Here is a 12,641-nt window from a genome sequence, read left to right on the forward strand (position 1 = left end):
GCCCCTGCGCCGGCCTGACCCTCTACGCCGTCCTCCGCGAACTCCAGACCCTCCTCAGCATCTGGACCGGCGCATGCCACACCTGCAAACGCCCCTACCCCGCACCGACCTAACAAAGCCCTACTAGTGCCCCCCGCCGGAAGTCCGCCGAATAATTCGGCGGGCCAACGGACTTCCGGCGGGGGACACTAGCCGTCCCGGACCTCCGCGCACGTGACCGGCCGGCCGTGCGCGAGGGAGCGCTCGGCCGCGGTCAGCACCTCCACGATCTCCTCCCCGAAGCGCAGGTCGGTGGCGTGGGCCCGCTCGCCCGTGGCGGCCATCGCGGCGAGGTCGGTGAGCGCGGTCGCGGCGGCGGTCTCCACCGTGGACAGCGGCGTCGGCATCGGCAGCGCGCCCGCCGTCCCGACGGCCGTGAACAGGCTCTGCTGGATCGGGGCGGTGAGGCTCAGGGTCATGGTGCTGGTGGGTCCGGGTGCGTGCTGAAGGACGCCGTGCTGAAGGACGCCGTGCTGAAGGACGAGGTGCACGGTGTCGCCGGCGCCGGGCCGGGCCACGACCTCGCCGACCGGGCCGAGCACGCCGAGGGCGACGGAGAGCGCGTGCGGTCCGACGTCCCAGAGCGCGCCCTTCGCCCGGCGCCAGTCGGTCGCGTCGCGGGCGGCGGCCGGGTCGTAGAGGCTCGCGAGCCAGCTGGCGTGGCCGCTGTGCCAGCCGCCCCGCTCCCGGGCGGCGGCGATCCACGCGCGCTGCTCGGGCCGGTGGCGGGAGGTGAGGAAGACCAGCCCGGCGACGTCGTGCTCCTCGGCGGCGGTGCGGATCCGCCGGGCGGCGGGCAGGTCGAGCGCGAGCGGCTTCTCCAGCAGCATGTGGGTGCCGGCGCGGGCGGCCCGGACGGCGATCTCCGGCTGGACGGTCGGCGGCACCGTCAGCACGACGGCGTCCACGGCGGCGAGGAGCTCGTCGAGCGTGAGGAACGCGGTCACGCCGTGCGGCTCGGCGAGCCGCCGGGCCTTCGCGTGGTCGCGTCCCCAGACACCGGCGAACTCGATGTCGGGGTGGGCGGCGAGGGCGGGGGCGTGCGTGTCGCTCGCCCACCTCCCGGTGCCGATGACGCCGGTGCGCACTGCCATGCGGCCAGCAAATCACGCGCGCGGGGCTCGGCTGTCGGGGGATCGGGCCGGCGTGCTACGGTCGCGAAACCGGTTACTCGACGCCCTGGACCCCGGGTGGCGCCGATCGAAACCTGGGAGTGCTCCCCGCACCCGGTGATGCTGCAATTCCCGGAAACCGGTTTCGCAACGAGGCGCCCGGAAGGAGCGGACCACGATGAGGATCCGCGGGAGAACGGCGGCGTTCATCGGCGTCACCGCGGCCATGGTGCTCGGCGTGGCGGCCACGATCGCCTACTCGGTGGGCACCGGCCGGGACCCGTCCCGGACCGTGACGTGGTGGGTGCCCAACTGGGACGAGCCGGTCGCCACCGAGCTGGTCCAGGAGTTCGAGGCGCAGAACCCCGACCTGTCGGTCGAGATGGTCGAGACGACGTCCGACACGATGGCGAACAAGATCTCGGTGGCCCTGGACTCGGGCGACCCGCCCGACGTCATCACCGAGCTGGCGTCCCGGACCCGCACCTACATCGCGAAGGGCTCGCTCGCGGACCTCTCGGACCTCTACGGGCCGGACATACCTCGCTCGGACTTCATCCCCGGTGCCCTGGACGCGGTCACGAACGACACCGGTACCTACGCGGTGCCCTACCGGTGGGACTGCGTCGCGCTGATCTACAACAAGGACCTCTTCGCGGCGGCCGGGATCGCGGGACCGCCCACGACGTGGGCCGAGCTCGTGGCGGACGCCCGGAAGCTCACCTCGGGTGACGTCACCGCGACGGCGTGGCCGATGAGCGGCGCGGCCGAGGACCTCGTGCGGCGCTACCTCGGGTTCGCGCTGTCGGCGGGCGCCAGGGTGGAGAACGGGGTCCCCCGGCTGGACCTCGCGTCGTCGCAGGCCGCACTGGAGATCGTCGGCGGCTCCGTCGCGGAGGGCTGGGCCTCGCGCAGCTCCCTGGAGGTCGACAACACCGAGGTACGGGAGCTGTTCATCAACGGGCGCATCGCGATGTACCTGGGCGGAGTGTTCGACGTGCAGCAACAGCTCGACGCCGGGATGAACGTGGGCACCGCGCTCACGCCCGGTCCGGACGGCCCCGGCCTGCAGGCCGCGGACGGCTGGGGTTACCTCGTGCCCGCCGAGGCGAAGAATCCGGCGGGTGCCCGGCGGCTGGTCGAGTTCCTCGCCCGGCCCGCGAACATGGCCCGGCTGACCATCACCTACCCGGCCCGCATCAGCGCGGGCGGCGCACCGCAGTTCCACGACCAGTACCGCCAGCCGCACTACGAGCAGCTCGCCGAGCACTCGGTGCCTCCCCCGAACGACCCGGCCTGGGTGGCCATGAACCCGTTCGTCTACAGCACGATCCAGGCGGTCGCGCTCGGCCGGACCACACCCGCGGCCGGCGCGCGCGCCATCCAGGCCGAGTCGGACCGGCTGCTCGGGCCGACCGGCTGAAGGAGGATGACGATGACTGCAGCCGGTGCGGCCGCCACGGTCGCGCACCCGACACCGGCCGCGCGCGCCGCGCGCGGGCGGCGCCGCACGGGGCTCGCCCTCACGCTGCCCGCCGTGATCGTGATGGCCGGCCTGACGGTCGTCCCGGTCGTGGCGGTTCTCCAGCGCGCGATCAGCGGGGACGGCCGCGCCGCCTTCGGCCGGCTCGTCGCCTCGCCCGACTTCGTGCGCGTCCTGCTCAACACCGCGGTGTGGACGGTCGTCGCGGTGGTCGGCGCGCTCGTGGTCGGGCACGCGGCGGCATTGCTGATGCACTCGCGGTACCTGCGCCTGGCGGGCTTCTGGCGCGGCCTGTTCATGATCCCGTGGATCATCCCGAACGTCGTCGGCGCCACCGTCTGGAAGTGGAACTTCTCGGTCGACTACGGGCTGGTCAACCACTGGCTGCTGCAGGCGGGGCTCATCGCCGAGCCGGTCGGCTGGCTGTCCGACCCGTCGGTCGTGCTGATCGCGCTGGCCGTCGTGCAGGTGTGGTTCACCGCGCCGTTCATCATGCTGATGGTCTCGGCCGCGTTGACCTCGATCCCGGAGGAGCGCGTCGAGGCGGCCCGGATGGACGGGGCGGGCGGCCTCGCAGTGCTGCGCTACATCATCCTGCCGGCGATCCGCACCACCACCGGGCTCGCCGCCCTGCTCATGGTGGTGTGGGCGCTGAACTCGTTCACGATCATCTGGGTGGCCACCGGCGGCGGCCCGGCCGGGGCATCGACGATCCTGCCGATCCTGATCTACCAGGCGTTCCAGACCGGTGACGCCGCGATGGTCTCCGCGGTCGCGCTCATCCAGCTCGTCGTCTCGATGGTGTTCGCGGTGATCTACGTCCGGGCGGTCCGGGGCGACATGGAGGAGGCGGCGTCATGAACAGGCGCGTGCTCGCGACGGCCACGTGGCTCGGCATCGCCGTCATGGCGATCTGGACCCTCGCGCCGATCGCGGTGATGACCTTCACGTCCCTGAAGCCGCGCGACGAGATCTTCGCGATCCCGCCGTCGCTGCTGCCCGGGACCTGGACGCTCGACAACTACGTGGAGGTGTTCACCAACTCCTCGATGCCGCGGGCGTTCCTCAACTCGATCCTCGCCGCGCTGCTCGTCACCGTCATGACGATCCTGCTCTGCGGGAGCGTCGGCTACGCCCTCGCGCGCTTCCGGTTCCGGTCGGCGCGCCCCATCGCCCTGTTCATCCTGCTCGGCCAGATGGTGCCGATCACCGTGCTGTTGCTGCCGCTCTACGAGATGATCGGTGCGATGCGGCTGCTCGACACGATCGCGGGCATCGCCATCGCCCACCTGGTCATCACGGTGCCGCTGGTCACGTGGATGATCCGCAACCAGGTGGCGGCCATCCCGATCGAGCTGGAGGAGGCCGTCCTCATCGACGGTGGCACGCGGTTCGACGCGGTCACCTACGTCACCCTGCCGGTCGCGGCGCCCGGCCTCGCGGCCGCCGGGATGTACGCGTTCCTGCAGTCGTGGCACGAGTTCGTGCTGGCGTCGGTGCTCACCTCGTCGACGACCGCGCGGACCGCGCCGGTGGCGCTCACCGAGTTCGCCTCCGAGTTCAAGGTCGACTGGGGATCCACCATGGCGGCGTCGGTGGTCCTGAGCGTCCCGGTGGTGATCGCGTTCATCGCGCTGCAGAAGTACTTCGTGCGGGGCCTGGCCAGCGGCGGGGTGAAGGGTTGACCGACGCGTCCCGGACGCTGTGGCTGGGGGTCAACTACTGGTCCCGGGCCGGCGGTCCCCGGATGTGGGCCGACTACGACGCCGGCACGGTGGCCGAGGAGCTGGACACGCTCGCCGCCCATGGCCTCGACACCACCCGCAGCTTCTTCTTCTGGCCGGACTTCATGCCGGAGCCGGACCGGATCGACGAGGAGAAGGTCGCGGCGTACCTGCGGTTCCTCGACCAGCACGCCGAACGCGGCCTCGGCACGATCCCGACGTTCCTCGTCGGGCACATGTCGGGGGAGAACTGGGACCCGCCGTGGCGCGGCGGGCGCGACCTCTACACCGACGTGTGGCTGGTGGCCCGGCAGTCCTGGTTCATCCGCGAGATGGTGCGCCGCGTCGGTGGTCACGAGGCCGTCGTCGGATGGCTCGTCTCCAACGAGATGCCGATCTACGGGCGCCCGGAGACCCGCGGCGGTCCCGAGGACCGCGAGGCCGTGGCCGCGTGGGCGGAGCTGATGGTCTCCGCGGTCCGCGCGGGCGGCGGGACGCAGCCGGTCTCGCTCGGCGACGGGGCGTGGGGGATCGAGGTCACCGGTTCGGACAACGGCTTCCACGTCCGCGACGTCGCACCCCTGGTGGACTTCCTCGGCCCTCACGTGTACCGGATGGAGGACGACCAGGGCCGCCAGTTCCTCACCGCGGCGTTCATCTGCCGGCTGCTCGGCTTCGCCGGGCTGCCGGTCGTGCTGGAGGAGTTCGGCGTGACGTCGGCGTTCGTGTCCGACGCGAACGCGGCGCACTACTACCGCCAGGTCCTGCACTCGTCGCTGCTCGCGGGTGCGCGGGGGTGGCTGGCCTGGAACAACACCGACTACGGGCACATCGCCGACCGGGACCCCTACCGCCACCACGCCTTCGAGCTCTACTTCGGCCTCACCGACTCCGACGGCAGGCCCAAGCCGGCGCTGCGCGAGCTCGCCGAGTTCTCCCGGGTCCTGCGCGCGGTCGACGTGGCGCGGCTGCGCAGGCCGCCCGCCGACGCGGCGCTGCTCGTCTCCTCCTACCTCGAGCAGCGCCACCCGCTCACCCCGGCGGCGGACGGGCCGTTCGTCTTCCGGTCGCTGCGGCAGGCGTGGATCGCCGCGTGGGAGGCCGACCTGCCGCTGGACCTCGTCCGCGAGCGGGACGGGATCGACGGCGGCCACCGGCTCTACCTCGTGCCGTCCACCAAGGCGCTGCTCGCGCCCACGTGGACGCGGCTGGAGGAGCTCGCCGCCGCAGGCGCCACCGTCTACGTCTCCTACTGCGCGGGGGAGCACAGCTGGCAGCGCGGGCCGTGGTGGGCGGAGATGAACCGGATCTTCGGGGTGGAGCACCAGCTGCGGTACGGGCTGGTCGAGCCGGTGTCCGGGCAGGTCGAGCTCACCGTCGAGAAGCCGTTCGGTGACCTCGCTGCGGGCGAGCGGCTCACGTTCCGGGCCGCTGGCACCGAGAACTCCCGGTCCTACCTGCCGGTCCGCCCGGTCGACGCCGAGGTGCTGCTGGCCGACGCGCAAGGGCGGCCCGCACTGCTGAGCCGCCGCGTGGGGGAGGGCCGGATGGTCCTGGGCACCTACCCGGTGGAGCACTTCGCGGCGGCGACCCCCGGCGTCAACCCGGAGGACACCGCCCGGCTCTACCGCGCGCTCGCGGCCGAGGCCGGGGTGCGGACGGCGGTCACGGTGCGCGACCCGCTGGTGCACGCCGAGGAGCTGGTCCACCCGGACGGCCGCCGGTTCGTCTGGATCGTCAGCCAGCACGGGGACGGCGGCGCAGTCGAGGTGGAGATCGCCGCCGAGCTCGTGGACGCGGTGACGGGGGAGCCCGTGGACCCGGGCGGAGTGGTGCTGGAGCCGTTCGGCGTGCGGGTGTTGGGGGTGACGGGCGAACGATGAGGAGGAGCCGATGAAGATCGTCGATCTGCGGTGCGCGGTGATCGGCGCGAGCCCGATCGTGCGGATCGTGACGGACGAGGGCGTGGACGGGTTCGGCGAGATCGAGTCGTCCAAGCCGTACATGCGCCCGGTCGTGGAGATGTACCGCGACTTCCTGGTCGGCGAGGACCCCACCGACGTCGAGCGCTGCCTGCTGAAGATCCGCCGCTTCGCCGGGTTCAAGCCGTGGGGCAGCGCCGTGTCGGCGATCGAGATCGCGCTCTGGGACGTGGCCGGCAAGGCCGCGGGCCTGCCGGTGTACAAGCTGCTCGGCGGCAAGGTGCGCGACCGGGTGCGCGTCTACAACGGCGGTGTCCGCCCGCAGCGGGACGGCTACGGCCCGGAGGACTACGCGCGCGTCATGGCGGAGATGAAGGCCGCCCCCGAGGGTTTCACGCTGATCAAGGAGGGGGTGGCCTACCACGGCCCGATGGCGGCGAGCACCCCCGGCTTCTTCTACGGGGACCTGCGCACCGGCCCCCGCCACCCCGACCGCGGGCCGCTCACCGAGCGGGGCCTCAAGCACACGATCGCGTGCGTCGAGGCGATGAAGGAGGTGCTCGGCGACGAGGTCGGGCTGGCGCTCGACGCGGGCCCCGGCTTCACCGTGCCTGACGCGATCCGGCTGCTGCGCGCACTGGAACCGCTCAACCTCATGTGGGTGGAGGACCTGCTCACCGGCGACTACGTCCCGTGGGTGCACGCCGAGCAGTACCGCGAGGTCACCGTCGCCACGAGCACGCCGACGCACACCGGCGAGCAGATCTACCTGCGGCAGAACTTCAAGGACCTGATCTCCACGCAGGCCGTGCGGGTGGTCGGGCCCGACCCGTGCGACGTGGGCGGGATCGCGGAGCTGAAGTGGGTGGCCGAGTACGCCGACCTGCACGGCGTCCAGATCGCCCCGCACGGCGTGCTGGACGGCGTGTTCGGGCTCGCCGCGCTCGTGCAGGTGTGCGCCACGCTGCCGGACAACTTCATCGCGTTCGAGTACCCGGTGGCGAAGCCGGACTGGTGGTACTCGATCGTCACCGGCCTGCCCGAGCGGATCGTCGTCGACGGCTTCATCGACGTCTGGGACCGGCCCGGGCTCGGCGTCGAGTTCGACCGCGAGGCCGCCGCCGCCCACCTCCGCCCCGAGGACGAGGACTTCTTCGCATGACCGGTTCACCGGACCTGCCCCGCCGCCCGTTCGGACGCACCGGGCTGCAGATCACGCCCCTGACGATCGGCGGCGGCCCGCTGGGGTCGATGCCCGGGAACTTCGGCTACGAGGTCCCGGCCGAACGCGGCGTCGCCACCGCCGTCGCCGCGCTGACCGGACCGGTGAACGCCCTGGACACCTCGAACTCCTACAGCCGCGGCGAGTCCGAGCGCCGGGTCGGGGAGGCGCTGCGCCGGATCGGCGGGCTGCCCGACGGCTACGTGCTGTCCACGAAGCTGGACCGCGACCTCGACACCGGGGAGTTCACGGGTGACCGGATGCGGCGCTCGATCGAGGAGAGCCTCGAGCGGCTCGGGCTCGACCGGGTGCCGCTGCTGCACCTGCACGACCCGGAACACATCGGGTTCACCGAGTCCATGGCGCCGGGTGGGCCGGTGGAGGTGCTGGTCCGGCTGCGCGACGAGGGGATCGCCGGGGCGATCGGGGTCGCGGGGGGCCCGGTCGACATGCTGCGCGAGTTCGTCGCCACCGATGCGTTCGACGTGGTGCTGACGCACAACCGGTGGACGCTGGTCGACCGCTCCGCCGGCCCGCTGATCGACGACGCCGTGGCGCGCGGGGTGGGGGTGGCCAACGCCGCGGTGTTCGGCGGCGGCATCCTCGCCTCTGGTGCCGCGAGCACCACCCGGTACGCCTACAAGGAGGCCGCGCCGGAGCTGCTCGCCGCCGTCCGGGAGATCGAGCGGCTCTGCGCCGCCTGCGGCGTGCCGCTCGGCGCGGCCGCCGTGCAGTTCTCCACGCGTGACCCCCGGATCGCCACCACGGTCGTCGGCGTCTCCCGCCCGGAACGGATCGCGGAGAGCGTCGAGCTGGCCACGCTGCCCATCCCGGACCAGCTGTGGAGCGATGTCGACTCCGTCGTCGCGAGGTTCGCCGCCGGCGCGACCCGGTAGCCGGTTCCCGTTCCGCCAAGCCCTCCGGTCGGTGCGGCGGCGAGGATCCTGCCATGAGCGACCATCAGGACGTCCGCATCGGTGCGTTCGTGTTCACCAGCCGGTACGAGGGCAGTCCGCCGGAGAGGTGCTGGCGCGTGAAGGATGTGATCCCCGAAGTCCGCGAGCGACTGGCACTCGCCGGCTAGAGGAACCGCACCGCCGTCAGGACCAGCCCGGCCACCGCCATCACCCACGTGTACGGCAGCGTCTGCAGCATCACCCGCTCCACCCGCACCCCGGCGTAGCCGGCGCTCCACACCGTCTGGGTGCTGGTCGGGTCGGACACCCCGAGCGTCTGGTTGTACGACGCCATCACGCCGAGCACGGCCTGCGGCGCGTAGGCCCCGCTGGCGATGAGGACGCCGGCCAGTCCCGCGCCCATGCCGTAGACGTTGAACGGGCCGCGGTAGAGGCACAGGGGCGTGAGCGCGCCGAGGATCACCACGAACAGCACCGGGTTCGTGGGGATCACGGCCGTGACGATCGGCCGCAGCGCCTCCACCGAGCCGGGCAGCTTCACCGCCGCCAGCAGGATGCCGATCGCCGCGAAGAGCAGCAGCGGCGGGACGGCGGTGTCGAAGCTGCGGTGCAGCGTCTTCAGCCCGACGACCGCGAGCCGGTTCGGCCGGGTGGTGGTGACCAGCGCGTAGCAGACGCCGACGAGCAGCGCGGGGATGATCGGGACGTCCAGCAGCAGCGCCAGCACGATCGGCACCAGCGGCGTGATCAGCGAGTACCACGGTGCCTCGCCGGTGCGGCGCCGGGACGCCCGCTCCGGCGCGATCGCGGCCCACGCGTGCTGCACGCCCCGGCGCCGCGACTCGATCACGACGTAGGCGATGCCGATCACCAGCACGATCGGGAAGAGCGTGAGCTGGAAGTCGCGCACGGTGTCGACCGGGATCTCCAGCGTCTGCGACAGGTACTGCCAGGAGATCAGCTCGAACGGGATGCCGGCGCACATGCCGAAGACCACCGTGCCGGCTGCGGTGATCGGGGGCACGCCCATCGCGATCATCGTGGGGATGCCGATGATGCCGACCAGCATCGCGGCGGGGGCGGAGCCGGTGACGGTCCCGACCATGATGCCGACGACGAACACGCCGAGCGCGACGACGTAGGGCCGGTCGCCGCCGAGCTCGACCGTCTTGCGGATCAGCGTCGAGGCGATGCCGGTCTCGCCCATGATCGAGCCGAGCCATGAGCCGATCACGATGGCGGCCATCGTCGCGGCCAGTGCGACGGCGCCGCCCTGCAGCACGGTCGTCGTGATGCTGTTCTTCTCGCCCATCAGCGGCGCCCCGGCCATGAGGCCGATCACGACGCTGAGCAGGACGAGCACGAACGCCGTCGGCACCTTGCGGGTCAGCATCACGCCGACGCCGACCGCCATGACCAGGAGTATCGCGATACCCATCTCAGACGTCCCTCTCGGCTGGGTGTCGGAGCGCGGCGGCGAGCTCGCCCAGTGCCGCGGTGAGCAGGACCGGGGTGCGGGCCAGGCCGGCCGCGGCGGCGGCGAACCCGTGGGCGGCCAGCTCGGGCGCACCCACGACGTGCGCGTGCACCGTCCAGGAGCCGAGGCGCAGGGCGACCTTGCCGACGCGCCTGCGCAGCCGCGTGGCGGCCGGGCCGTGCAGCAGCTGGTGGGCGGTCTCGTGCGCGACGGCCGCGGCCCGCACGGAGCCGGCCGGGTACCACTCCCGCCAGCCCACCTCGTCGATCAGCGACTCGGCCCGCTCGACCGCGTCGGTGTAGACGACCACGCCGGCGGGCCGGCTGCGGTACTCGGCCAGCAGGATGCGCCGCCCGGGCTCGACGCCGCCGGTCCGCTCCGTGACGTCCAGGTCCGGGTTCCCGTTCGCCGTGGCGGCGAGCTCGCGGCCGAAGGTGAGCGCGGAGTCCGCCCAGCGGGCGAGGGTGTCGTGGTCGACCGCGGAGTGCACGGCGAGCCGCCCGAGCAGCTCACCACCGATGTCCGCGTCGGAGCGTCCGGCGAGCTCGGCGCACCGGCGCTCCGGCACCCCGGTGATCATCTCCGGGTTCACGACCGCTCCTCGACGACGAGCACGACGTCCTCCTCGTCGGCCCGCCCCGAGAGCTCGGTGTCGGCGAGCGCGAGCACCTGGTCGGGGTGGGTCATGCCGGCGAGGTTGACCACCCGGGCGCCGACCAGCAGGTGGATCGCCGGCGCCCGGGCGCCGCTGTCGCCGTACGAGGTGAACTCCTCGAGGACCTTCGCCAGGCCTGCCCGCGCCTCCCCGACGGTCGTGGCCCGCACGTGGGCGTCCGGGGCGCCGACGCGGACGACGCCATCGGCGTCGACGACACGCACGGGATGCCGTGGCCGGGTCACCCTGCCGACCAGGCCGCCGCGCGCCCGGACCGCGGTGTAGACGCGGAACTGCGGGGTGGTCGCGGCGCGCTGCACCACGGCCGCGTCGACGTGCATGCTGCGGGCGGCGGCCTCGACCGCTGCGTCGTCGGTCGCGTCGGCCGGCGCCCGGGTGTGCATGTCCGTGGCACCGGTCGCGACGGCGGCGACGACGTTGCGCTGCGGGTCGATCGACACCTCGACCTCGACGGTCGCCGGTGAGGCACCCTGGGCGAGGACCGCCCGCTCCGCCTCCGCCCGGACCGAGAGGATGTCCTGTTGCGTCGGGGCGGGGATGACCCGTTCGACCGTGTCGCGCACCAGCGCGAGCGCCACCCCGATCGGGCTGATCACGGAGCTGTGGGCGGCGATCCGGGCCGGGAGGCCCATCGTCGACCCCAGGTGGAGGGTCACGGTGGCCGCGCCGCCACCGCCGCCGACCAGCTCGATGCTCTCGCGGTCGAGCCGGTAGTCCTTGACCATCTCGTCGACGACCTCCCGGACCCGGCCGGTGGCGCGGTCGAGGATCTGCCGCGCGGCGTCGTCGACCGAGCAGCCCAGGCGCGCGGCGAGCGGCTCGATCACCAGCCGCGCCGCCGTCGGCTCGGCGTGGGCGTAGTCGCCGCGGGGAACGACACCGAGCGCGTTCGCGGCGCAGGTGACGGTGATCGCGAACCGGCCGCGGTCGGTGACGACGACGGCGTAGTCGGCCGGGTCGCCCTCCATCGGCCGCGCCGTCTCCAGCCGGCCGCCGCGCAGCAGGTCCGGATCGGCGAAGCAGCCGTAGTCCAGGCCGGCGATGTGCGCGCTGCGCGGCCCGACGTCGGTGACCCGGCCACCGGAGACGCGGACCAGCGAGCCGCCGCCGACGCCGACCGTGCGCACGTCGAGGGACTTGAGGTAGGTCGCGTAGCCGCCGACCTTCGCGTACGCGACGGCGACGCGGCCGTCGCGGATGACGGAGATGTCGGTGGACGTCCCGCCGGTCTCCAGGAACACGCCCTCGCTGACCCGCTCGGCGAGCAGCGCGCCCGCGGCGCCCGCGGCGGGTCCGGAGAGGATCGTCAGCAGCGGGCGCCGGCGCATCTCGTCCAGCGACATCACGCCGCCGTCGCAGCGCATCACCATCAGCGGCGCGTGGATGCCGGCGTGGTCGATGCTGCTGCGCACCAGCTCCGCGGTGCCGAGCATCCGCGGCAGGATGCTGGCGTTCAGCGCGGCGGTGCGGGCCCGCTTCTTCAGCCCGTAGAGCTTGCTGATGTCGTGCGTGGCGGTGGCCGGAAGCCGCTGCGACTCCGCGGCCCGGACGACGGCCAGCTCCCCGTCGGGGTCGTCGACGCTGAAGGCCTCCACCCCGACCACCACCTCGGCGCCCGCCCGGTGCACCGCGGCCACGGCGTCCGGTACCTGCGCGGACGCCTTGGCGTGCGCGTAGGTCAGCGGGAGGTGCTTGCCCGGCGCCAGCTCCAGCCGGGAGAGGTGGCGCACGGCCTTCGTGCGCCAGCCGTCCAGCCCGCGGCCGAGGCCGACCACACCGACCGTGGCGACGTCGCCCTCCAGCAGGGCATTGGTGGCCTGCGTCGTGCCGTGGGCCAGGAAGACCACGTCGTCGGCGCTGCGCCCGCAGTTCTCCAGCAGCTCCTTGAGCGCGTTGATGATCCCGCGCGCCACCCCGTCGGGGTGCCGGTGCGTGGTCAGCACCTTCGCGGTCCCGATCAGCTCGAGGCTCGCGGCATCGATCGCCACGGCATCGGTGAAGGTCCCTCCGACGTCGATGCCGACCCTGATCGGTGTCTTCATCCGGGCACCACTCCTCTTCGTCGAGGT

The 12,641-nt window shown here is 72.9% G+C and carries 11 protein-coding genes; 7 read left to right on the plus strand and 4 right to left on the minus strand.

Annotated elements, in window-relative coordinates; genetic code table 11:
- Positions 1-188: 188 nt before the first annotated feature.
- On the minus strand, positions 189-1,133 hold the full coding sequence (locus ABEA81_RS35205) for a Gfo/Idh/MocA family protein (protein ID WP_345611255.1): 945 nt from the start codon (positions 1,131-1,133) through the stop codon (positions 189-191).
- Positions 1,134-1,329: 196 nt separating this feature from the next.
- On the opposite strand from ABEA81_RS35205, the gene ABEA81_RS35210 reads away from it, so the two are divergent.
- Genes ABEA81_RS35210 through ABEA81_RS35240 form a run of 7 tightly spaced genes read left to right on the plus strand, consistent with a single transcriptional unit; the run spans position 1,330 to position 8,586 of the window.
- Entirely contained in the window at positions 1,330-2,574 is a 1,245-nt protein-coding gene (locus tag ABEA81_RS35210; protein WP_345611256.1) for an ABC transporter substrate-binding protein, read from the plus strand.
- Positions 2,575-2,586: 12 nt separating this feature from the next.
- On the plus strand, positions 2,587-3,495 hold the full coding sequence (locus tag ABEA81_RS35215) for a carbohydrate ABC transporter permease (protein WP_345611258.1): 909 nt from the start codon (positions 2,587-2,589) through the stop codon (positions 3,493-3,495).
- Positions 3,492-4,319, plus strand: coding sequence for a carbohydrate ABC transporter permease (locus ABEA81_RS35220; protein WP_345611259.1), 828 nt, complete (start codon positions 3,492-3,494; stop codon positions 4,317-4,319). Before ABEA81_RS35215 ends, ABEA81_RS35220 begins: the two co-directional genes overlap by 4 nt.
- A complete protein-coding gene (locus tag ABEA81_RS35225) occupies positions 4,316-6,241 on the plus strand; it encodes a beta-mannosidase (protein ID WP_345611260.1) in 1,926 nt (641 codons plus the stop codon). Before ABEA81_RS35220 ends, ABEA81_RS35225 begins: the two co-directional genes overlap by 4 nt.
- Before the next feature lie 10 nt (positions 6,242-6,251).
- Positions 6,252-7,442 carry a mandelate racemase/muconate lactonizing enzyme family protein gene (locus tag ABEA81_RS35230; protein ID WP_345611262.1) on the plus strand — a complete coding sequence of 397 codons (1,191 nt, stop codon included), beginning with the start codon at positions 6,252-6,254 and terminating at the stop codon, positions 7,440-7,442.
- A complete protein-coding gene (locus ABEA81_RS35235) occupies positions 7,439-8,398 on the plus strand; it encodes an aldo/keto reductase (RefSeq protein ID WP_345611263.1) in 960 nt (319 codons plus the stop codon). The genes ABEA81_RS35230 and ABEA81_RS35235 overlap by 4 nt, the downstream gene beginning before the upstream one ends.
- Before the next feature lie 53 nt (positions 8,399-8,451).
- Positions 8,452-8,586 carry a hypothetical protein gene (locus ABEA81_RS35240; RefSeq protein ID WP_345611264.1) on the plus strand — a complete coding sequence of 45 codons (135 nt, stop codon included), beginning with the start codon at positions 8,452-8,454 and terminating at the stop codon, positions 8,584-8,586.
- Here ABEA81_RS35240 and ABEA81_RS35245 read toward each other — a convergent pair.
- The 3 genes from ABEA81_RS35245 to ABEA81_RS35255 are packed head-to-tail and all read right to left on the minus strand — an operon-like array spanning position 8,583 to position 12,614.
- On the minus strand, positions 8,583-9,857 hold the full coding sequence (locus tag ABEA81_RS35245) for a transporter (protein ID WP_345611265.1): 1,275 nt from the start codon (positions 9,855-9,857) through the stop codon (positions 8,583-8,585). The two genes, ABEA81_RS35240 and ABEA81_RS35245, sit on opposite strands and share 4 nt — an antisense overlap.
- A gap of 1 nt (position 9,858) precedes the next feature.
- Positions 9,859-10,488 (minus strand): hypothetical protein, encoded by a 630-nt coding sequence (locus ABEA81_RS35250; RefSeq protein ID WP_345611267.1) that lies wholly within the window; start codon positions 10,486-10,488, stop codon positions 9,859-9,861.
- On the minus strand, positions 10,485-12,614 hold the full coding sequence (locus ABEA81_RS35255; RefSeq protein WP_345611269.1) for a hydantoinase/oxoprolinase family protein: 2,130 nt from the start codon (positions 12,612-12,614) through the stop codon (positions 10,485-10,487). Before ABEA81_RS35255 ends, ABEA81_RS35250 begins: the two co-directional genes overlap by 4 nt.
- Between the last annotated feature and the right edge of the window lie 27 nt (positions 12,615-12,641).

Source organism: Pseudonocardia adelaidensis (genome assembly GCF_039543345.1).
GTDB classification, from domain to species: domain Bacteria; phylum Actinomycetota; class Actinomycetes; order Mycobacteriales; family Pseudonocardiaceae; genus Pseudonocardia; species Pseudonocardia adelaidensis.